Below are 22,406 nucleotides of genomic sequence, written 5' to 3'. Positions count from 1 at the left end.
ATTCTATAAATTAGGCACTTTAATGATATCGCCAATACGCAATTGAGTCGACGGTGTTAGGTTGTTGAGTTCCGCCAGTAAAGTGGTTTCTAAACCATATTTACTCGCAAGACCAATTAAGGTATCACCACGTTTGACTTTGTATTCCACTACAGTTTTTGGAATCACAATATTTTGTCCACGCTGTAAATTGGCATTTGCTTTTAATGCATTCATTTCAGCAAGTTCACGAACTGAAATACCCACACGACTCGCAATAGCATTTAGCGACTCACCAGCTTTAACCGTATACTTTTCAGTATTTTTTCCTGCAACTACAGCTTTTGGAGATGATTTTGCCGTATCCGTTTTAGCTGTTTCTACTGTTGGTAAATCACCTGTTAATTTTAAGCGTTGACCAACACGAACATTACTGTTGCGAGACAAACCGTTCAATGCAGCAAGATAATCTAACTGTAAATGATAGCGGTTGGCGATATTTCCTAGGCTATCACCAGATTTAACTGTGTAGGTCTCTGGCGTTTCTTCTTTGGTATTTTTAGCCGAAACTTTGCTAGTTGTTTCAACTTCACCAGTTAATTTTAAACGCTGACCAGCACGAAGGCCTGCAGTACGTGACAAGCCATTCAAATCAGCCAAATAACTAGTTTGTAAGTTATATTTAGCTGCAATTGCATTTAAGCTATCGCCTGACTGCACAACATATTGGTCAGGAACTGATGCACCAGCCGGAACTTTTAGAGTTTGTCCCAGTTGGACATGACTGTTGGCTTTTAAGTTGTTCAGTTCAGCAAGCTCAGCTAGGCTAATTTTAGACTTGGTCGCAATGCTTGATAATGTGTCGCCACGCTGTACTTTATAACTTTCAGTTTTATATGATGGACCTGCTGCAAGCTTTTCATATTTACCAGAAGCCTTGCTGTCATCAACTTCATCAACAGTGATTTCTTTTGCAGGTACATTAATTTTTTGGCCTACAATTAAATTACTACCAGCTGATAACCCTGGTGTTAGGTCTGCCAACTCTTGATTAGATAATGCATAACGGTCTGCAATTAATTTCAAGTATTCGCCACGTTTAACCGTATAACTCTTTGTTGCAATACGACGTGTACTTGCTTGAATTGCCTTTGGCTCTACTTTAGCAGCACGATTACCTTTAGGTTCTTTTAACTGTAATTTTTGCCCTACAAACAAGCCATCTGTTACAGACAAATCGTTATATTCAGCTAGCTGTTTCACTGACAAATTAAATTGATTTGCCACTCCTGTTAAACTGTCATTTGCTTGAACAACATAGACATCAGGTTTAGATGCCGATTTTGCCGTAGTTTCCGCCTCTTGAGGCTTAGCATCATAGAGATATAGACTGGTTCCTACAAATAAAGTCTTTTCAGGGTCAATCTGGTTCCATTTAGCTACATCACGCCAGTTCACACCATTCTTCATGGCAATAACTGCTAAAGTATCGCCCGGTTGTACTGTATAAGTACTACGCTTACCTTTAGGTTGTACAACCACAACATCTGTATCAGTCTTGATATAAGGCTTATCTTTATTGCGCTGAGCATCTTCAGAGTTTGCAAGAGTTGCATCTTCAGCTAAAGTTTTTGGATAAGCAAAACCTTTACTTACTTCTTTACCTTGCTGCTCAGCAACAGATTGGCTGGTCTGAATTGCGGTTAACTTAATTTTGCCGTCATACGGATCGACAATTTCTGTACCCTGAGGTGCAAGTGCTTTTAACTCGGCAACAACTTGATCTTTTTCAGCTTGAGTAGCTTGAGGCTCTAAAGCTTGATCAACTGTTTCCTTTTCCCCTTCAGCACGCACTGCCGCTAAAATTTTCTCGCGTTCAGTTGCTGAAATTGGCGGTTCCGTTCTCACAGGTTTGATATTTGCAGCCGGAGTGACCGCAACAGGAATACGTGGTGCACTTGGTACATCAGCTGACGCTGCAAAAGCAGCTAGCGCATCAGAACCACGAGGTGTTGCAGTTTTTACCGTTACCGAGCTGCTACTTGTTTTAGCAGGTGTCGATGGTCTTACTGGCTGAGCTGGAGTTGATGGAGTAGTTCTAACTGTGACTGAAGTTGAAGTCGTTGTGGTCGGTTTAGACGGCGAAGTAACACTTGCCCACCAGCCTGAACTTCCACCTGCTTTCATTCCTTTTAACTTGTTATCCACTGAAGGACTTATATCAGCTGGAATCAAAATACGCATTGGACTTGCAGGGTCTACTGTTTCACCACGATAGCCTGGGTTTAATGCATATAACTCAGCACGGCTAAGACCCGTCACCGACGCGATTTCATTTAAAGATAATGGTGCAGATAAGGTAACTTCACGGAAATGGGGCCTGTTTGCAATCGGAGGTAACGAAACCCCATAAGCACGTGGGTTTTTAATAATTTGAGCGACAGCCAAGAAACGCGGAACATAGTTCATGGTTTCTTGCGGTAATTTTAGTGACCAATAGTCTGTTGGCAAACCAGCAGCCTGATTTCGGTTAATCGCCTGTTGAATACGACCCGGACCAGCGTTATAAGCAGCCAAAGCTAATTCCCATGAACCGAACTGGTTATATAAGCTTCCTAAAAACTCATAGGCAGCACGAGTAGATTCCACAACATCACGGCGTCCGTCGTACATACCCGTTTGTTGTAAACCATAAATACGACCAGTACTAGGAATAAATTGCCATAAACCCGCCGCCGCCGCACTACTTGTTGCAGCTGGGTCATATGAACTTTCAATCACTGGTAATAACGCAAGTTCGGTTGGAAGACCACGGCGTTCTGCTTCTTTAACAGTATGATATAAATAACGACTTGCGCGAGCACTTAAGCGGTCAAGGTAGGGCTGACGTGAGATAAACCAACTACGCTGCGCTTCAATACGTGGATCCCAATGATTGAGGTCCATTTTGAAGCCTACGGCCATACGCTTCCAGACATCACCGTGTTTTAAAATAAGTAAACGGTCACCCTCTACAGCACGCATATCTGTTGCTGAAAGTAAGTCTTCTAAAGAGTCCAGACTGCTTGCATCAAGATAGCCTGCTCCACTCACCTGTTTTGTTTTCGAGGTTTTTGCAGATTGCGGAGTCGAAGAACAGCCTGTTGTAATACCCAACGCAGCTAAAGCAGAGCTAAGGACTGTAATTTTGAATAATGATGCTGCAGATGGCTGCCACACAAATGTGGTTGGTTTATACATAAAAACTTCCAAACAACTCGCGTAATATTTCTTGGGGTCTGCCCACAAACCCTAGGTCTTCGATGCCATTGTAGTAAAGCATGCAAGATAGACAAGGCAATAATTTAATGTCATTTGCATGGAAATGTTACAAGAAATTAAAAAAAGCTTGCTTTGTAACGATGGAACCGAACTTTTTGCGTATACAATACACCAAATTCAGCTCTTTTTCTTTCAGTTTAGGTTTCGATTTATGTCTCAAACAATCACACTGTATGTTGATGGTGCATGTCGTGGCAATCCGGGTTTAGGCGGTTGGGGTGCATATGTCATTACCGAACAGGGTGAACATAAATTATTTGGCGGTGAACCCGACACAACAAATAACCGTATGGAACTTACTGCGGCTATTGAAGGAATTTCTTTTTGCCCTCCTGATGCTCAAATAATTGTCTGGACAGACTCAAATTATGTGAAGCAAGGCATTACAGAATGGATTCATGGTTGGAAAAAGAAAAACTGGAAAGATGTTAAAAATCCTGACCTATGGCAAAAACTCGATGCCGTTTGTGCGGGTAGAAATATTGAATGGAACTGGATTAAAGGCCATGCAGGACATGCAGGTAATGAAATGGCAGACCAACTTGCGAATTTAGGTGCAGACAAAACTGCTCAAGAACTTAAGCAACCACAGTCAGCCACTGTATCGCAAGATATAAAAAAGCCTGAACAGGACTGGTTACTAGACGATCCTTTCGGATTCGATCTGGTTGAAACAACCGAAGATGAAACAGTCACTTTAGAGCAGACACAAGAAGTTGAGATGATTGTCACGGATGAAGAAATGAATGTAGTTGAAGCTGTAGAACAAGAAGAACAACAGCAAAATACCAATATTCATCCACAAATTGTGATGACTGAAGCCAAGCTTAAATTACAAGGCCCAAGACAACTCATACTCGATACGGAAACAACTGGTTTCTATTTCCAAGATGGTGACCGCATTATTGAAGTCGGTGCCATCGAAATGATTAACCGTAAGCTTACGGGTAGTTCGATTCACATTTATATTAATCCTGAAAAACCAGTGGGTGACTCTGTTCAAGTCCACGGTATTACAGATGAGTTTTTGGTCGACAAACCAAAATATGCAGAAATTGCAGATACCTTATTTGAATACCTAAAAGGCGCAGAAATTATTGCCCATAACGCAACCTTCGATATGAACTTCTTAGATATGGAGTTTAAACGTGTTGGGTTACCTGCTCTTTCAGAAGTTTGTGAAGTTACCGATACTTTAGCTTTAGCGAAAAATAAGCATCCTGGGCAGAAAAACTCACTTGATGCCTTAGTTAGACGTTATGAAATTCCAGCGCGTGACCGTACTTTCCACGGCGCATTACTCGATGCTGAAATTCTTTCTGATGTTTACTTGGCAATGACAGGTGGTCAAGTTTCCTTTGATATGGATGCCCTATCACAAAGTGAAAGTGACCAGCAAAAAACGACTAAAGCTAGAGTTCAAATTGAATTACCTGTTATTTACCCTTCAGATGAAGAGCTAAACATACATGAGACTTGGGTCAAAGAATTTGAGAAAAAACATGGAGAACCTTGCCTTTTTGCAAAATAAATTTTTGATTCTCTAATGTTTTTTTAGTTTCCCCTTTTGCAAGTTAAGTTATATTAGTCGTATAGATTTTTAGCTCAAACTATTGAGCCATGACGAATATAACAATTGATTTTTTTTGCAAAGGGGAATTTTTTATGTCTGAGCATAATTCGATTCAATTTGATCCAACAGCGTTACTCATCATTAAAAATGAAGTTGATAATTCAATAAAACTGGTGGAAGGCGCTGTAAGTACCTTAATTGAAGAACAGGCTCTCCCTTTTGGTATTGATGATGCATTAGAACAATTTAAACAATGTACTCAAGTCTTACGTCTCATTGATATTCCGTATTTGGCAAAAATCACTCAATATTCAACCGAGTTGATGCAAAAGATTATGGCGAATCCAGAGCGCATCAATACCGATGACGTTGTTGCTTTAAGTGAAGGCACAACCATGGTTAAACGTTATATTGAGTTCATCTGCTTACGTGAAGTCGAAGTACCTCAGTTTCTTTTAGACACCTTAAATAATTTAGAAAAAGCTTTAAATAAGTCACTAACCTCTTCTGGACAACAGATTGCATCAAAGCTTTCAACAGTTTCACTTGAGTTACCGTTACCCGAAGTGCTCATTAATGAAAGAACTCAGTTTATCCATCAGCTTTATAAATTATCCCTACATCAATTTTTAAATAAAACTGAAAGTGCACGAGACTTTCAAGCATTTAAACTGATTGGCAGTTATTTAGTGAGCATGGCTCAAGGCCAACCAAGCCAGCAATACTGGCAATTGGTCAACTCTGCCTTTAACCATATTGATGAACTTGTTTTAAATGATGCTCGCCTACGTGTGTTCATTAACCTTGAAAATGCCATAAGTTTATTTTTAGCTTCACCTGAAGGCTTTGAAGCAAACTTAACTGCTCTAGCAGATATTCTGAGTATTGTGATTGGACAAGAAGACCAACTTGCGCAGCATATCCGTAGTCAGTTAAACATTGGTCATGAGTTTCTCACCGACACTCAACTTAAAGCACTGAGCCAACACTTGTATGGTCCAGACTTTGATACCATGCAAACGGTAAGTCAATTAATCTTAAGCGAAATGAACAAAGTTCGTAATGATATTGAATATAACTACCAAAATATGTCACCAGAAAAAGCTCAGCAACTACAAAGCAATCTTATGCAGCTTGCTCATACTTTTAAATTACTCAACTTAAATGAAGCTGCTTCAGAGCTTTCTCAACAAGCCAGCAGTTTAAGCCAAATCAATATATTGAGTAATGAAAACTATGCTCAGCAGTTGATGAAAAGCATTTTATCTGCCATGAATGCTATTGGTATTTTGGTGCGCCATTATTCATCTAACCGTCTACAAATTCGTGTGAACAATACCAATATCTCTCTAGATCGTTTAGATGAAGCACATCAGACATTATTGAATGAGACCAAAAATTTAACCGATTTTGTATGCCAAAGTTTGACTCTCTATGCCAACGATCAAACTCAAAATATTGAAGCAATTGCAGGCTCTTTAAAAGAGTTGGCTGGCGCGGCTGAATTTTTAGGAAGTACAGTTCAACAAAATGCTTTACTTGAAACTGCCAAGTTTGTACAACAGCAAATCGATCAAAATCAGCCTTTCAATCATGATCAGATTCACTGTATTTTTAACGTTTTAGCTGGGCTAGATATGTTAGTTGACAATTTAAAAAATAAACAGCCTGTTCTACAATCCATGTTTGATGTAGCATTGCTAAGTAGTCAACAACTTCAAAAAAAGGCAGCTTAATGTCTGAGTTATCACTTGCTTATATTTTTCATCATCAACAATTATTGGTTGACCAAAACCTTCAATTACCCAAAGTCGAAAAGTTAGCAAGTGATCTGCTTTTCACTCATGATGAACAGGTCATTGCACGTGACCTGTTGAGTGAAGAAGCCATTCCGGAAGGTCTGCAACTCGTTCCAATTCGTCAACTTATTTCCAACTGGTCAAAAGAACAATTTTTACAGGCAAGTCGTGCTGTACAGTTGCTCGAATGGCGACGTAATCACAAGTTTTGTAGCCACTGTGGGCATGCTACCGAAGTACACCCTACAGAATATGCTATGGTGTGCCCTTCTTGTCGCTACCACCAATATCCGCGTGTAAACCCATGTATTATCACCATCATTACTAAAGGCGATGATGAAATTTTATTGGCGAAATCTATTCACAATAAAACCAATATGTATGGCTTGATCGCAGGATTTGTAGAAGTTGGGGAAACGCTTGAAGAAGCTGTTCAGCGCGAAGCTTTAGAAGAAGTGGGACTTAAACTCAAAAATATCCAATATATGTCAAGCCAACCTTGGCCTTTTCCAAGCAATCTCATGATTGCATTTAGAGCTGAATATGAGTCAGGTGAAATTTCTTTGCAAGAAGATGAAATTGCCGATGCGCAGTTCTTTAAATTTGATCAGCTACCTGAAATTCCATTTAAAGGCAGTATTGCACACGCAATGATTACGCAGATTACTCAAGCGAAGTAATCTGCGCTCTCAAACAGATGTTTTAGAATACTTCATCCAGAAAGTGCAAAATGGTCCGTTTAGTTCGGAAGTAATGACTTACAAAACTCGATAAACTCGCCAAAATTGTAATATGACCTGTTTTAGGAATCACAGCGATATGACTGTGATTTCCGCTTTGTCTAAGTGCCTGATCAAGATCAAAGGTATTTTCTTTTTTTACAAGCTGATCATTTTCAGCCATGAGCAGATAATGCTTAATATGATTTTGATTTACAAAATAATATGGCATCACTTCTTTATAAGAAATGCTTTGATCAAAAGCATCTTCGGCAAGCGGATCACCTTTATAATCAAAATGATAAGGACCTGCCAAACCAAAAATTGCTTTAATATTACCTAAACATTGAATTGTATTTGGCTTTGGATGATAAACAGCAGACATCACATTAAATGCACCTGCCGAATGTCCCATAAGCACAATATTCTCTGTCGAGATTTCCAATTTTTCTTGGTTCTGGTGTAAATAGTTTAACGCTTGTGTTAAGTCATCTACATAACTTGGAAAAATATTCTTTGGTGCGAGCTGATAGTTAATGACAGCAACGTCATAACCTTCTTTCGTAAACGCTTCACCCACAAATAAATAGTCTCGTTTATTACCATGTTGCCAAGCACCACCATGTACAAAAACAATGAGTGGTCGATGAGCTAAGCGCTTAGTAGAACGATAAATATCTAGACGATGGCGAGGCTTTAAGCCATAACGCACATTTAAAACCTGCTCAAAACCATCTTTTGGTGTAAAACGGTTTAAAGCAAAGCTCCCCAAATCATACAGACGGAACTCTTTATAAAGAGTTCTCGCCTGCTCAATTTTGCTTTGTAATTGTTCAATCAGGTTCATATTTTATTGTGCAGAAGATGCTGGATCTGTTTGGTCCGGATCAATTGCAACAGGAGTTTGAACTGTTGGTTGAGCAAGAACATTATTAATTACTGGTGTAGTTGTTGCGCTGGCAGTACTCGCTGCCGGAGCAGGCGCTAAATCAATATTATCAATGAGCGTTACAATCTTAGTTACGTTACCGACATTTTGAAGCACATTGTTTAAGTCATTAATTTCAGCTGTGTTTAAACGCCCCATCACATATAAAACACCATCTTCGGTATGGACCAGTATTTTACTGTCCGATACTACTGGCGCTTTCATTAATAAAGCACGTGTATTTGCGGTTACCCCAGCATCTTGCATGATCGTGTTATAGCTTACTTTGTTACCCACCGTAATATAGTTATGTACGGCTTTCACATCACTCATGGCTTTAACGTTGTCTTCTGCCAACTGTTTTAAGTATGGGTCTGGCACCTGTCCAGTTAACAATACTGTGCTATGGAAGCTTTCGATGTTAATACGAGATTGTTTAAAACGCTGATCAAGCTTATAGAGGTTAATATTCGCTGTACGCTTAATTGAAGAATCAATAAATACTTGGCCTAAGCTACGTACACCACTATCTGTTCCAACTGGAGCTGTACCTGTTCCACCAGAAATAAAACTTGCGCAACCTGACAAACTTGCGACACAAAGCGCTGTTACAGCAATACGTTTCAACACTCCACCAGACTCCTATCAATCTCTTCTTGGCTTGATCATAAAACATCGGTCTTTAATTTGCTCAAAAGAGTAATGAACTCTTAATCCAAAGTAAATGCATTTTCGATCCATTGCAGATCATAATGGAATTTCGAAAAGTCTTGCTGTACTGTTTTTGCAATTTTCTGTGGAAAATCAAAACAAATCACATCAAAACGACAATAAAAATCCTGATAAGATGGGTAGCGCTGTAAAAACCTCATCGCCGTCTTAATTATTTTTTTCTGTTTACTCAAGGTCACCATTTCACAAGCTTGACCATAATTTCCCTGCCCTCGCGCTTTTACCTCAACAAAAATCAATTCGTTACCGCGTTTTACAATCAGATCGACCTCTCCACGGCGTGAATGATAATTACTGGCGACCCATTCATAATTTTGTTCTTTTAAAAGTTTTAGTGCTGTTTGTTCCGCCCATTGGCCCAACTGCTGTGCAACTAACATAATTTTTTTGTTTCCCCAATTAAAAATGTAAATACTGTTAATGCCGGTTCTATGCCTTTTTATTTTTGAATTGAACAAATCAAAAGCAGATGTTTCGAAAAATAAAAAGCCTACTGACATTGTTCACGCCAAAAACATAATTTCGGGTACACTAACCCATTAAAATTGTTTATCTGTACGGAGTAAAAACCAAATGAGTGCTCAGTTATTTGTTGTAGCCACCCCAATCGGGCACTTAGATGATATGACTTTCCGTGCAATTGATATCTTAAAATCAGTTTCTATTGTGGCTGCCGAAGATACACGCCAATCAGCTCAATTATTCAAACACTATAATATATCTACCCCACTTACCGCATGCCACGACCATAATGAAAGCAACAAAATTGAGCAGTTAGTTCAAAAGCTACTTACTGGTGAAAATATTGCTTTGATTAGTGATGCAGGCACACCACTTATTAGTGACCCTGGGTTTAAACTGGTCCGTGCTGCTCAAGAAAATGGTATTAGGGTTGTACCTGTACCAGGTGCATGTGCTGCAATTGCTGCTTTAAGTGCTGTAGGCCTACCAAGTGACCGTTTTAGTTTTGAAGGCTTTTTACCATCAAAGGCTTCTCAACGTATTTCGCAACTCGAAAAGCTTAAAAATGAAACTCAAACCTTAATTTTCTATGAAGCGCCACATCGTATTTTAGAATGCGTAAAAAATATGGCTGAAGTATTTGGTGAAAACCGCCCTGTAGGCTTCGCGCGTGAAATTACCAAAACATTTGAAACAATCAAAAAAATGACCTTAAAAGATTTGGTTAGTTTTATTGAAAATGACCATAACCAAGAAAAAGGTGAAATTGTTCTTGTAGTTGGCGGTGCACCAGAAAAAACCGATCTGGAACAAGAAAAACTAGATGAACTTTTAAAGCGCTTACTTCAAGATTTATCAGTTAAAGCAGCATCTCAACTGGCTGCTGATTTAACGGGTATTAAGAAAAAAGTCGCTTATCAACGTGCGCTTGAGTTAACACAATCTTAATTTATTAACTAAACGGTGATGACCAACGCCTATGTCATCACCTCGCATAAATTTTGCATAACAATATTAAAGATTAAAAAATAAGAGTATTGATATGACTGAATCACTTGGAAAACTTGGCCCGCATGAAGGACAAGAACTAGAATTATTACTTTAAGGCAAAAAACCTATCGCTTATTTTTATGAGTTATTACCCATTGAATTTATAAAGCATCTTGAACAAGGGTCTTTGTCTATGATCAGTAAAGACATTGAAACTTCTCTGTCTCTCCCCTTTTCAATTATGTTGATCTATAAAGATGCGTCTTTAGCAGATTTGAATGAACTCATGTTATGTATTGAAAGGTCATTAAAAGCAACTCAACTTGAAGAGCGCCTAGAACTCGACCGTAGAATCGGACAACTTTTAGGTTACTCAGTACAAGATATAGAGTTTTATATTCAACACATTTCAAATCGCCATTTAAAAACCAAGATCTAAAATTATCTCAATATCTGTTTTGCTGATTCAACAATGGTCTCGGTCAGTACATCAAGTTGTTTCGACTGTCTTTTCCAGTGATGCCAATATAAAGGAACATCAAGTTGAGCCTCAGGCATAATATCAACAAGTGTTCCATTTTCGAGTAATGGTTGAACCTGAAGTTCAGGCACCATGCCATAGCCTAAACCTAGTTGAATTGCTTTAACAAAAGCATCTGTCGCCGGAATAAAACTATAAGGATAACTCTGCATTGGTAAACCGTATCCTTTTAATAAAACCTCTGAATGCATTAAATCTTTATGGTTAAAAATAACCGCCGGTGTTTTTCTTAAAACTTCTCGGTTAATTCCACCACTAAACCACCGATTTACAAACTCAGCCGATGCCAGCATTTTATAGCGCATTTTACCAAGAGGCTGAGCTAAACAGCCTGCCATCACCTGCTCTTCTGCTGTAATACATGCATTGACCTGACCTGTTTCTAGCAAAGTATGCGTGTGAGATTGATCATCAATTTTTAGTTCTAATACTATTTTTTCTTTAAAAAGTGTTTGCTGAATACTGGGTAAAAGCCAAGTTGCTAATGAGTCTGCATTTGAAGCCAACGCAATTTTATAAAATTCTGAGTCGGATGATTTGCCCATTAAACCCTGTAATAGATTTTGCTCCATTAACCTTGTATGACGTAAATGCTGGAGTAAAGTTTGCCCTGCTTGTGTAAGCACACATGGACGGCCACGTATTATTAAAATCTGCCCTAAATATTTTTCTAGGGCTTGTACACGTAGTGATACAGCAGAGGGAGTTATACATAAATGCTCTCCTGCTGCATCAAAACTTCCGACTTCTGCAACCGCCAGAAAAGCTTCACACTGCTTACTATCCAACATACAAAACCTAAATTATTTTTAGCCAAACCTAAATATTCTTAATTTTACTTATTTCTTAATAAAAAGTCAGATAATTCCCCCATCTGATTTGTTTCTGCTTAATGGTTATGCTTTCTCTGAGTGTGTTTTTTAAAGGTTTAGGTATTGGTAGCGGCTTAATTGTAGCAATTGGTGCCCAAAATGCTTTTGTTCTAAAGCAAGGGCTTAAACAGCAATATGTATTTTGGCTATGTTTAATTTGTGCCCTGTCCGATTCAATTTTAATCGCCTGTGGTGTATTAGGTTTTGCCGAAATTATGACAGCATCACCCATCTTAATCACAGTCGCTAAATATTTAGGGGCAACGTTCTTATTCGTCTACGGTGCAAAAGCCTTCTATGCCGCGTTTAAAACTAACCAAGGCATGGAGCTTGATAGCAGCCAAAAGCAGACTTTAACCCAAGCACTTATAACCTGTCTTGCCTTTACTTGGCTGAATCCACATGTCTATTTAGATACCATTGTACTGATTGGTTCGGTTGCGACACAGCTAGAAGATAAAATCAGTTTTGCCTTAGGCAGCATTCTTGCCTCTTGGATTTTCTTTTTCAGTCTAGGCTATGGTGCAAGATTTCTAAAACCATTATTTATCAATCCAAAAGCTTGGAAAATTTTAGATTTCATGATTGGTTGCGTTATGTGGAGTATCGCAATATCACTTCTCATCTAATGCATTCAAAAACAAAAAAGTACCATGTAAGCATGGTACTTTTGTATGCAATCAAAATTAAGCTTCTGAACCCAACATTAACTTGGATTGTTTTCTTTCTTGTAATGATTGCTTAATCACAGCATAACCCGAAGATACACCTAAATATGCAATAACAAAGGCTACGAACAAATCAGGAAATATAGTGCCTGTTCCAAACACGCCTACAGCAGCCAAAACAACAGCAATGTTGGCGATAGAATCATTTCGACTACACAACCAGACAGAGCGCATATTGGCATCGCCATCTCTAAATGCATAAAGCATTAAAGCAACGGAAACGTTAGCAATTAAAGCCATTACCCCAATTGCCCCCATAACCATCGGTTCAGGTGAAACTCCATGAAAAAATGACCATACCACTTTTGCAATGACGAAGAAACCAAAAGCGGCCATCGTAATACCCTTAACAAGAGCTGCGGTTGCGCGCCAATAAAGGCTCATCGAGAGTACAACTAAAGACAAAGCATAATTTGCTGCATCTCCTGCAAAATCTAATGCATCTGCCCATAATGAAACAGATTGGGCTTTATAACCGCCGACTATCTCAACGACAAACATGAGTGCATTAATTACAAGAGCAATCCATAACGCTTTTCTAAAGCGCGGGCTTGCTTTCTTTGTAGGAGAGCAGGTTGAAGCACATCCACATCCAGCCATTTTATTTCCTCAAAAACTCTTTTATAGTGATTAAAAACCCTTGAGTAGCTCCAGAGTCAAGTCTTATGAGTCTTTCTATTGGTCAATTATCAAAAAAAGCAGATGTCCCGATCGATACTATTCGTTATTACGAAAAAGTAGGTGTGTTAGACCGAATTCAGCGCTCAGAAAATAATTATCGTGTTTACACAGATCAAACACTTGCAGACCTATTATTTATTAAACATTGCCGTGAATTAGATATTTCTCTCAGTGATATTAAAACGCTAAAAGAAATGAAAGCTCAGCCGAAACGGGCTTGTACAGAAGTTGATAACTTGGTGAATAAATACTTGATAGAAGTATCGGAAAAGATTGAGCGACTGTTGCTTTTAAAAGAAACCCTAATCGATTTAAAACAACACTGCTCTACTGACCGTACAGTAGATGAATGCGGCATTTTAAAAGAACTACAAAACCATCCTTAAATCATCATAAAACGGGCAATAAAAAAGCATCACTCAAGTGATGCTTTTTTAATATTAACGATCGCTATGTTCATCTGGTGGAACTTCTGTGATTCTTCCGCCACGAGCTAAAAACGCAGCGACTTCATCTTCCAACGCTTGGCGTTGTTTTTGTTTCGCAGTTACGGTAAGTGTCTCTGCTTCTGCAAGATCGGCATCAGTTAAGTTGCCTGCTTCTTCATCAGCTGCACCACTTTCAGCCGCTTTGGCTTCATCTTCATCTACAGCAGAATCTTCTGCATCTTCATAATCATTGATATCTGTCATTTTTACACTCCCCACAATGATTTGTATTGCATCATCGCTATGGTCTTCAAGACCTCAGAAATTTAGCAATCTCTTTGCATTTAGCAAAGAGCCAAATTGGTCAAATCCGTATCTTTTCTGACCGAATTGGTAATGATATATAAATGATTGTTTAAAAAATATCTACTGATATTTATTTAGATCAGTAGAGCATAAACTTCGTAATTATTTTAACGACTATACTGGGTGTTTTGTAAAGCCCCTAAACCATTTGCTTGTTGCATAAAACGCTCTTTTAAGAACGAAATTTGTTCAACTTGCTTGAGTCCCACATTCCGGGCCCAAATCAATGGAAATAGCTCACTGCTTTCTAGCCAACCAATTGCCGACATACTATGCATCATCGCATCATTCTGTCCTTTACGGCGGTGTTCATAACGCATTAAGGTTTGTTCATGCGCCCATACACCACGACCTAAATCATGCAATAGTGCATCACAGAGTACAGCTGCATCTAAACAACCAATATTCACCCCTTGTCCAGCAAGTGGATGAATCACATGAGCTGCATCGCCAATGAGGGCTAGGCCATCTTTAACGTATTGTTTTGCGGCACGCGCTTTCAATGGAAATTGGGCTCTTGAACGAACATCGAGCACTTCACCCAACATATGTTGGCTTTCACAAGTTAGAAGTTGCATAAACTCAGCATCACTTAAAGCTGAATATTCATCGGCATAATCATCTGGTAGTGTCCAGACAATGGACTGCCAGTAGCCGTTTTCACTTTCTTCAAGACTAGCCATCGGCAAATATGCCAAAGGTCCAGTAGGTAAAAAGATTTGCCGAGCAACATAATGATGAGGCTTAGACGTTTTAATCGCACAGCTAATCGCTGCTTGTTTGTAATCTAGTACATCTAGATCAATAAAGGCTTGCTCACGTACAAATGAATTGGCGCCATCAGCACCAATAAGCAGTTTAGTTTTAAGTGCCGTGCCATCTGCCAATTGAATATGCCAGCACCCGACACCTTGTTCAATACGGGTAACACGAACTTGAGTACGATAGTCTGTTAACTGCTCAAGCATTTTTTGTTGAATAGCAACATTCAATACACTTGGCTCAACCATAGAACCCAAGGCTTGCTCTGGCATTGGTCTTTGTACAGACTCATGGCCAAAATTAATTTCACCATAGCCATTTAAGTTCCACACTTGCATGCCGGTATAAGGCATTTGACGTGCCAGATCATCCCAAACATTGACTGTTTTAAGTAAATGAATCGTCGCTTGGCTAAGTGCTAAAACACGTGGATTCATCACGCTTAATGTTTTTTCAACATCAAGTACAGGGGCAGCATCAAGCACGGTAGGCTGTACACCACCTTGTGCAAGTAATAAAGCAGTTAAGCCACCAACTAGTCCACCACCAACAATGACGACATCTAACACTTCACTCATGCTTTTAACCCCATTGCATAGTTTGCTACCAGTGGCTTCACACCCGGAATGACATCAAATGCAATTAATCCCGTATTACGGATTAATTTTAATAATGGGTTTTGGTTACTAAAGCCACGAACTACGGTATCGCAGAATTTAATTACTCGCTGCTGGTCAGATAAACGGGCTTGTTCATAGGCAAGTAAATTATCTGGGTTACCAATATCATCAGATGCGCTTAACTGGTTCACTAAATAACGCAGCAATACATCTGCATCACGCAGACATAAATTAAAACCTTGCCCAGCAACAGGATGGATTGTATGCGCTGCATTACCCATTAAAATAACGCGTCCAACAGCTTGTTTATGCGCAAGCACTTGTGAAAGCGGATAACTAAAGCGTTTACCCGTTTTTTCAAATTTACCCGCTCTGTCACCATAAGTTTTTTGCAAAGCATCTAAAAAGTGTTGGTCGTTTTCTTCACCCAACCACTCACCTTCAGTGCCTTTTTTAACAGGCCATACCACTGAGCGACGGTATTCACCCGGTAATGGTAACAAAGCTAAAGGCCCTAATGCACTAAAACGTTCAAACCCTACATGCTCATGCGGTTTTGAAGTCTGAACAGTCGTAACGATCGCAACCTGATCATAGTCGTGGACATCAACACCCACACCAATTGCTTGACGACAGAAAGAATCGCGCCCATCTGCTGCAATTAATAATTTTGACTCAAGCTTTAAGACTTCATCACCACGCTGAGCTTCAATATGTACCTGTTCAGCATCTTGAGTTAAAGCAGTTACTTGTACGCCATCAATCAGTTCAATCAAAGGCTGTTGACGTACTTGAGTTAATAAAACACGACCGAGCCATGCATTTTCAATGACTTGCCCAAAGCTTTCGACTTTCTCTTGTTCTGCAATTAAACGTGCTTTTCCAAAACTGCCTTGTTCAGTAATGTGAACTTGCAAAATTGGAGTGGCATGCTGTTGTAAGGCATCCCATAACCCCAACTTCTGATAAATCTGTACGCTACGACGTGATAAAGCCGTATTCCGCGCATCAAAACTGGAATGATAAGGGGCAACATTTTGATCATCATAGTTTGGGTATTTCACAGCTTCTAATAGCTTTACCGCGATATTAGCCTTCGCCAGCATGAGGGAAAGGCTTAAACCCACCATACCCCCACCTACAATAATCACTTGTTGTTGCATCGAGTTTTGCTCCTTTGGCGAATACGTTTAATTATGCTTTAGCTTGCGCCATTAAATGTTCAATATCTGCAATATCTTTAACTACATCGGCAGTTAAAACTCGTGGGCCTTTTGAGGTTGCGACCACATCATCTTCAATACGAATGCCAATACCACGCCATTTTTTATCTACAGTTTCGTCATCTGGTGCAATGTATAAACCGGGTTCAACAGTAACAACCATGCCCTCTTCATATTGGCGCCAGTCGTCATCTTTTTTATAAGAACCGACATCATGTACATCCATACCTAACCAGTGGCCTGTACCATGCATATAAAATTGACGATAAGCTTCTGTTTCAATCAGCTCACTCACATCACCTTTGAGCAAACCTAAATCAACTAAGCCTTCCGTTAAAATTTTGACTGCAACCTCATGAGGCTCACGGTATGAGTTACCTATACGTACTGCATCAATCGCCGCATATTGAGAGGCCAATACCACCTCATACAATGCTTTTTGTTCGGGGCTAAATTTTCCGTTTACAGGAAAAGTACGGGTAATATCCGATGCATAGAACTCATATTCACATGCAGCATCAATTAAAACTAAATCACCGTCTTTAAGAGCTTGGTTATTTTCAACATAGTGCAAAATACAAGCATTGGCACCGCCACCAACAATACTGTTATATGAAGGTACACAGCCGTTTTGCCCAAATATATAATTGAGCTCGGCTTCTAATGCATATTCCATCATGCCGGGGCGAACAGTTTGCATTGCACGAGTATGTGCCTTAGCACTAATTGTTGAAGCAATTTGCATCAGCTCAATTTCTTGCGGTGATTTAATTAACCGCATTTCATCAATAATGCGATCAAGTTGAACTAACTGGGCTGGAGCGGCTTCATGACGATGCTCGGCATTCGCTTTTTTGATCCATTGGCTTACTCTGGCATCAAATGCAGCATTGTGTCCGATTCGATAATAAAGACGCTCTTTATTTAATAATTTTTCAATAATTTCTTCATCAAGCAGATCAATTGCATAAGCTTCATCTGCTTCGTACTCTTCAATTGCGCCGTCAATTCCCGCACGATAACCATTCCAGATTTCCATCTCACGATTACGTTCACGGCAAAAAAGACTATAGCTATAGTCAGTAACGTCATCAAAGGTTTCAATGACAGCAACTGCCTCAGGCTCTGCAAAACCCGTCAAATAGAAAAAACTACTATCGGCACGGAATTTATAATCCGCATCACGATTACGGTACATTTCCTCACGCGTCGCAATAATCGCAATGCTGTTTGGACCCATTTTTTCTGCTAGACGGTTTCTGCGATGTTGAAAATCAGCTTGAGGCAATTTCATAATGATCTACTTGATTTAGAATTTTAAAGTCAAAAAATTAAACACAGCCAATAACACATCGCCTCAATTAACTTGGGCGATGTGGTGTAAACATTTCTACAATATTTTGATCTGCGGTGCCTACAGTAGAAGTTTTACTTTTTGCATAAAAGTTTTTCAACAATGAACTTTCAGCCACTGTTACTTTCTTTCTACCAATAGATAAGCTCACTGGAATAAGGCGTACAAATTCATACAATTCTTCGTAACTGCTTTCGCCTTCTTCGTCGTTATCAGAGTCTTCAAATTCTACTGCTGCAACATCTTGCAAATGTTCGATCAACTCACGCTCATCTGTACGAACATGTCCCGATGCCAAACCAAAACCGAGCACAACGCCAGCACACCAATCTGACAACGCTTGTACACGGTCTTGAAGAAGATGTTCATCATCTGGAAGCATTGGTAAATAGTCCAATTCATCTTCCGATAATGCATGTGCTACATCTTCTGCTTCATCTGTTAAAAGCGCTAAAGCTTCTTCATTTAACTCAGGCACATTAAGAGTTGTTAAGATTTGTGTCCATTCTTCACGCGTAGGCGCTTCTGTCACACAAACAATACCTGTTAATAAACCATGTAACTCACTAGGGCTTGAAATTTCTTCAATTCCTTCAAAATGAGCGTTCCATTCTGTCCAGCCTGAAATATCGTCTTGCATTCGTTTATCCAATCTCTATACTTCGTATATATTACCTTTGATTGCAATTCTGTGCGACCTCGTTATGTTAGAACAATTACAGCGTCTACAAGCGCATATTGGCGTTTTAAAAACACGCTTACATCATCTAGAGAGTGAAAATTCTGCTCTCTCGGAAGCTAAAGAACTGGCTGAAACAGAGCATCACGCACAAGTTGTGCAAAAAAATAGCATCATCACTAAAAAACAAGAGGAAATTGAGACATTAACTGAGCAACTCACTCAGTTACAAGGCCAATTTCAACAATTGAATCAAGATGCTAACACACTTGCAGAGCGTTACAGCCGCCTAGAAAAAAGTACGACCGATTTAAAAAATCGTTTTCAGGAAATTTTGGCAGAGCGTAATGAATTACGCGTTACCAAAGAAAAACTTCAGTCACAGCAACGTCAAACTCAACAAGAGTTACACGACTTGCAGCAAGATCGTGACCGTTTGTTACAAAAAAATGAACTTGCCAAAGCAAAAGTTGAAGCCATCATTCAACGTTTAGCAATTTTAGGTACTGCTCAAGATCAACATGCGCAAGAAATTCAGCAACTTGCTCATCCAAATGCTGAAGCTGGTGAGGAGACACAATCATGAGTGAACAAGTCATGGTAGAGCTTCGGCTGATTGAACAAACTTTTAGGCTTGCAACGACTTCTGATAAAAGAGAAGAGCTTGAACGTGCAGCTGAGCTTCTCAATGAAAAATTCAACGATATGCGCCGTAGTGCACCTCGTGTTGAGCATAATAAACTTGTCATCATGGTAGCTCTACAGCTTACTCAAGAAGTATTAAGTTTAAATAAATCTTTGCAAGAATATGCGCATTGTGAACGTTTACTCCAGACTATTTTGGAAGATGTTGAACAAATAGTGTAAACAATTCGCATAAAGCTTCATCAAACGCAAAGTAAGTTTACAGTTCGATAGGCTCAGATGATTGCCAACGAAGTCAGATCAGTTATACTAAAGCTGTCTCTGGGATGTTCGCCAGCCGGTCTGATTCCCCTGAGCCGATATCATCTCTTTAGGATGGTGTTCTGCATATTTAGAGCGTATGCCTACCCCGAGTAGGAAACCCAGCAAGTATGCGTCACCTCCACCTTGAACTTTAGGGTTCAAGGGTAACGACATGCAGCGGCATCTTCGGAGCATTTATTTTTAAATAGATAACAATAACTTAAAACAAAATCCCCTATTTAAAATCCTCTTTTTTAATAGACTAATCCTTCAAAATAGACTCTTAATAGACTTCACAATTATTGTGTTGTATCGTTAGGTATTGCTTTGTATTACTTAAATTAAAGATGGCTCAACACATTAAATTTACTAAATCGGTAATAGACTCTATTCCTTTGTCTGAAGAGAAACAAATCTTTTACAGAGATACAGTAACTATAGGATTTGGCTTATGTGTGGGCAAAACTAAAAGCTATTTTGCTGAAAAGAAAATGCCAAACGGCAAATCAAAACGTAAAGTCATTGGCAAACATGGTGTCTATACTTTAGAACAAGCCAGAACTGAAGCTAAACGCTTGCTAATTATGATGGATGAAGGTGTAGATCCAGTTAAGCAAAAGCGTGATATACGAGCTTCAGCAATTCAAAATGATGCCTTACAAAAGCTAGTCCCTACCCTTAGTGAAGCTTACCAATACTATAAATTGCGTAAAAAGCTAGCCGAAACTTCTTTAATTGCTTATGACGGATGTATAGAGAACTACTTTAGTGATTGGAAAGATTTAAAACTTGATCAAATTACCAGTTCAATGATTATTGATCGCCATCTGAAGCTTTCGGAAGCAAGCCCTTCCCGAGCTAATCTTGCATCAAAATTTTTACATGCCCTCTTTAATCATACGATTAGCAGGTATAAGGATGAATCTGGGAATAAAATTCTAAATATAAAAAACCCGGTTGTTATCGTTAAAGAAGAAAAAGCTTTCAATAAAATTAAACGTAGAAAAGGCCATGTTCGTGCAGATCAGCGCGAAGCATGGGCACTGGCCGTTGCCACCACTTACTGGCAAGGTGAACAGAATAATGATTTTAGAGCCTACACAAACCAAGACTTTTTATTTTTACTTGCTTTAACTGGTTTTAGACGTAGTGAGGCTGAAGCTGTCGAATGGAAAAATGTAGACCTTCCGTTCGGTACTATCAAAATCGTTAATACAAAGAACCATGAGGATCTTTTGCTACCTATGGGTGATACCCTTTGGCACATTATGCGTGAACGTAAAAAACGTGCCGGTGATAATAAATATGTCTTTACCGATAGAAATGGTGTTTCCCATATTTCAGACCGCCGAGCTGCACGTGAAAAGGTAACTGAGAATTCTGGTATCGAATTTACGTTCCATGATTTACGCCGAACCTTTGGCACTATTGCGAATAGCTTGGCCATAGGAAGCTATACGATTAAAAGACTAATTAATCACACCACTGACGATGATGATAACGATGTGACCGATGGCTATATTCAAGTTTCTTTCGATGATTTAAAGAAAGCTATGAATATGATAGAAGATGTAATTATTTCTGAACCAGTTAAAGCTTTGATTAAAAATCGCTTGTATTTTGAAAAAAATGAATCGAGAAATCAAGCTCAAGCATTAATAGATCATCATACTCAAGTTTTAGATAACTTTAAAATTACAACTCAAGGAAATTAATTTATGAACCAAAATAAAAAAATTAAAAAAAACTTTAGGATTGAAAATGAACCATCTGAAGAAAAAAAAGATATTAATAAAATTAACAACAAGTTAATGATAGAGAGCTTTAAAAACAATAAGGAACTATTTATAAATTTATTCAAACTTAAAGATTTAAATTTAAGTAATGACTTAAAAATTTGGACAAAAATAATTAACAATACAATAGTTAAAAAGCCTCTAACAAATGATTACAAGATATTTGATGAGCTGAAAGTTCTTCAAAAAAATAATAGTTATATTTTTAAGATATTTGATAAAAAAGAATTTATTGATGATTTTATTAAAGAGTTCATATTAAAAGATATACCCTATTTAAATGGAGAAATAATTCCCAATGATAGTGATCTTAATATTTTCGGTCAAATGATTGAGAAAGATTTAAAGCTCCAAGATACTTCTTCAATTACTAACAACAACGATAATTATAGTGGTTTCAAAAAGGATTTTTTATATATTTTATTCATTATTATTTGTTTCTATATTCAAAACTTAGATCAGTTTAATGATTCTATAGAGGCTATAAATTTTTTTATTAATACTGTCGAGTGTAAGGGCGTAAGTGTTTCATATGTGAATTTACGATCACAACCCAATATTACTAGTGATATTATTATTACGATACCCCCAAACTCTTTGTTAAAAGTATATGAAGAAGCAAACAATGGTTGGGTAAAAGTTCAAGTGAATATTAACAATCTAGATGTTGAGGGATATGTATCAGAAGCTTATATACGTAGATTAGAATAATATCAATTTCGTAATTTTATTAGAAAAATATAGGTATAAAATATGTACGTGAACTACGAACCTATAAGTAAAGATAGATAAGGTAAAAGCTACTTATGGAGCCTCCAACTCACCTTACCTATCTTAAATTTACCTATTTACAATTATTTAACATATCATTCTGCACAGCTATTACTTTAGTTTTGATATCCAAT

At 38.5% G+C, this 22,406-nt stretch carries 21 protein-coding genes, 1 other RNA gene and 1 pseudogene; 12 read left to right on the top strand and 11 right to left on the bottom strand.

The window, feature by feature from the left end; translation table 11 throughout:
• Positions 1-3 precede the first annotated feature (3 nt).
• Positions 4-3,219: a lytic transglycosylase gene (locus tag R5R67_RS15840; RefSeq protein WP_002061299.1), complete on the bottom strand. Its 3,216-nt coding sequence runs from the start codon at positions 3,217-3,219 to the stop codon at positions 4-6.
• A gap of 232 nt (positions 3,220-3,451) precedes the next feature.
• On the opposite strand from R5R67_RS15840, the gene dnaQ reads away from it, so the two are divergent.
• The 3 genes from dnaQ to nudC all read left to right on the top strand — a co-directional run bounded on the left by dnaQ (position 3,452) and on the right by nudC (position 7,352).
• On the top strand, positions 3,452-4,831 hold the full coding sequence (gene dnaQ / locus R5R67_RS15835; RefSeq protein ID WP_318754977.1) for a DNA polymerase III subunit epsilon: 1,380 nt from the start codon (positions 3,452-3,454) through the stop codon (positions 4,829-4,831).
• A 134-nt stretch (positions 4,832-4,965) separates the two neighbouring features.
• Entirely contained in the window at positions 4,966-6,609 is a 1,644-nt protein-coding gene (locus R5R67_RS15830) for a hypothetical protein (RefSeq protein ID WP_001289248.1), read from the top strand.
• Positions 6,609-7,352, top strand: coding sequence for an NAD(+) diphosphatase (nudC, locus tag R5R67_RS15825; RefSeq protein ID WP_001292948.1), 744 nt, complete (start codon positions 6,609-6,611; stop codon positions 7,350-7,352). Before R5R67_RS15830 ends, nudC begins: the two co-directional genes overlap by 1 nt.
• 22 nt (positions 7,353-7,374) lie before the next feature.
• Here nudC and R5R67_RS15820 read toward each other — a convergent pair whose 3' ends face one another.
• From R5R67_RS15820 to R5R67_RS15810, 3 genes are all read right to left on the bottom strand, one after another.
• The gene (locus R5R67_RS15820) at positions 7,375-8,238 is read right to left on the bottom strand and encodes an alpha/beta hydrolase (protein ID WP_001048903.1); all 864 of its coding nucleotides are present in this window, start codon (positions 8,236-8,238) and stop codon (positions 7,375-7,377) included.
• 3 nt (positions 8,239-8,241) lie between these two features.
• Positions 8,242-8,949 (bottom strand): BON domain-containing protein, encoded by a 708-nt coding sequence (locus tag R5R67_RS15815; protein ID WP_318754975.1) that lies wholly within the window; start codon positions 8,947-8,949, stop codon positions 8,242-8,244.
• 80 nt (positions 8,950-9,029) lie between these two features.
• Positions 9,030-9,431 (bottom strand): YraN family protein, encoded by a 402-nt coding sequence (locus R5R67_RS15810; RefSeq protein WP_000959396.1) that lies wholly within the window; start codon positions 9,429-9,431, stop codon positions 9,030-9,032.
• A gap of 193 nt (positions 9,432-9,624) precedes the next feature.
• On the opposite strand from R5R67_RS15810, the gene rsmI reads away from it, so the two are divergent.
• Positions 9,625-10,461: a 16S rRNA (cytidine(1402)-2'-O)-methyltransferase gene (gene rsmI / locus R5R67_RS15805; RefSeq protein WP_001275979.1), complete on the top strand. Its 837-nt coding sequence runs from the start codon at positions 9,625-9,627 to the stop codon at positions 10,459-10,461.
• A gap of 94 nt (positions 10,462-10,555) precedes the next feature.
• A pseudogene (locus R5R67_RS15800) lies at positions 10,556-10,942 on the top strand (hemin receptor).
• A gap of 2 nt (positions 10,943-10,944) precedes the next feature.
• Here R5R67_RS15800 and R5R67_RS15795 read toward each other — a convergent pair.
• The gene (locus R5R67_RS15795; protein WP_000887357.1) at positions 10,945-11,835 is read right to left on the bottom strand and encodes a LysR family transcriptional regulator ArgP; all 891 of its coding nucleotides are present in this window, start codon (positions 11,833-11,835) and stop codon (positions 10,945-10,947) included.
• 107 nt (positions 11,836-11,942) lie between these two features.
• On the opposite strand from R5R67_RS15795, the gene R5R67_RS15790 reads away from it, so the two are divergent.
• Complete coding sequence (locus R5R67_RS15790) at positions 11,943-12,545, top strand: LysE/ArgO family amino acid transporter (RefSeq protein WP_000950251.1); 603 nt, start codon at positions 11,943-11,945, stop codon at positions 12,543-12,545.
• Between the two features lie 57 nt (positions 12,546-12,602).
• Here the strand turns inward: R5R67_RS15790 and R5R67_RS15785 are convergent, their stop codons facing one another.
• Positions 12,603-13,244 carry a cation transporter gene (locus R5R67_RS15785; RefSeq protein ID WP_000896580.1) on the bottom strand — a complete coding sequence of 214 codons (642 nt, stop codon included), beginning with the start codon at positions 13,242-13,244 and terminating at the stop codon, positions 12,603-12,605.
• 65 nt (positions 13,245-13,309) lie between these two features.
• Between R5R67_RS15785 and R5R67_RS15780 the strand changes: the two genes are divergently transcribed.
• Positions 13,310-13,711, top strand: coding sequence for a MerR family transcriptional regulator (locus R5R67_RS15780; protein WP_000058923.1), 402 nt, complete (start codon positions 13,310-13,312; stop codon positions 13,709-13,711).
• A gap of 54 nt (positions 13,712-13,765) precedes the next feature.
• On the opposite strand, the gene R5R67_RS15775 is transcribed toward R5R67_RS15780, so the two are convergent.
• The 5 genes from R5R67_RS15775 to R5R67_RS15755 all read right to left on the bottom strand — a co-directional run bounded on the left by R5R67_RS15775 (position 13,766) and on the right by R5R67_RS15755 (position 18,718).
• On the bottom strand, positions 13,766-14,017 hold the full coding sequence (locus tag R5R67_RS15775; protein ID WP_000129799.1) for a hypothetical protein: 252 nt from the start codon (positions 14,015-14,017) through the stop codon (positions 13,766-13,768).
• A gap of 209 nt (positions 14,018-14,226) precedes the next feature.
• Positions 14,227-15,459, bottom strand: coding sequence for an FAD-dependent monooxygenase (locus R5R67_RS15770; RefSeq protein WP_000005682.1), 1,233 nt, complete (start codon positions 15,457-15,459; stop codon positions 14,227-14,229).
• Positions 15,456-16,664 (bottom strand): FAD-dependent monooxygenase, encoded by a 1,209-nt coding sequence (locus R5R67_RS15765; RefSeq protein WP_001187361.1) that lies wholly within the window; start codon positions 16,662-16,664, stop codon positions 15,456-15,458. Before R5R67_RS15765 ends, R5R67_RS15770 begins: the two co-directional genes overlap by 4 nt.
• Positions 16,665-16,695: 31 nt before the next feature.
• A complete protein-coding gene (pepP, locus tag R5R67_RS15760; protein ID WP_000775465.1) occupies positions 16,696-18,018 on the bottom strand; it encodes a Xaa-Pro aminopeptidase in 1,323 nt (440 codons plus the stop codon).
• Between the two features lie 67 nt (positions 18,019-18,085).
• Positions 18,086-18,718, bottom strand: coding sequence for a UPF0149 family protein (locus R5R67_RS15755; protein WP_001150153.1), 633 nt, complete (start codon positions 18,716-18,718; stop codon positions 18,086-18,088).
• A gap of 64 nt (positions 18,719-18,782) precedes the next feature.
• Here R5R67_RS15755 and R5R67_RS15750 point away from each other — a divergent pair, with 64 nt between their 5' ends.
• From R5R67_RS15750 to R5R67_RS15730, 5 genes are all read left to right on the top strand, one after another.
• Positions 18,783-19,343, top strand: a complete 561-nt coding sequence (locus R5R67_RS15750) for a hypothetical protein (protein WP_000893185.1) — start codon at positions 18,783-18,785, stop codon at positions 19,341-19,343.
• Positions 19,340-19,624, top strand: coding sequence for a cell division protein ZapA (locus R5R67_RS15745; RefSeq protein ID WP_000003719.1), 285 nt, complete (start codon positions 19,340-19,342; stop codon positions 19,622-19,624). The genes R5R67_RS15750 and R5R67_RS15745 overlap by 4 nt, the downstream gene beginning before the upstream one ends.
• A 93-nt stretch (positions 19,625-19,717) precedes the next feature.
• Positions 19,718-19,902: non-coding RNA, 6S RNA (gene ssrS / locus R5R67_RS15740), on the top strand.
• A gap of 150 nt (positions 19,903-20,052) precedes the next feature.
• Entirely contained in the window at positions 20,053-21,420 is a 1,368-nt protein-coding gene (locus R5R67_RS15735; RefSeq protein ID WP_009519005.1) for a tyrosine-type recombinase/integrase, read from the top strand.
• A gap of 3 nt (positions 21,421-21,423) precedes the next feature.
• Positions 21,424-22,212: an SH3 domain-containing protein gene (locus tag R5R67_RS15730; protein ID WP_009519001.1), complete on the top strand. Its 789-nt coding sequence runs from the start codon at positions 21,424-21,426 to the stop codon at positions 22,210-22,212.
• The last annotated feature ends 194 nt before the right edge of the window (positions 22,213-22,406 follow it).

Origin of the sequence: Acinetobacter sp. OYA S30, from assembly GCF_033599315.1 — a bacterium.
Lineage (GTDB): Bacteria > Pseudomonadota > Gammaproteobacteria > Pseudomonadales > Moraxellaceae > Acinetobacter > Acinetobacter baumannii.
The sequence above is the reverse complement of the archived record's forward strand: the minus strand, read 5'-3'. Positions and strand labels throughout refer to the sequence as shown.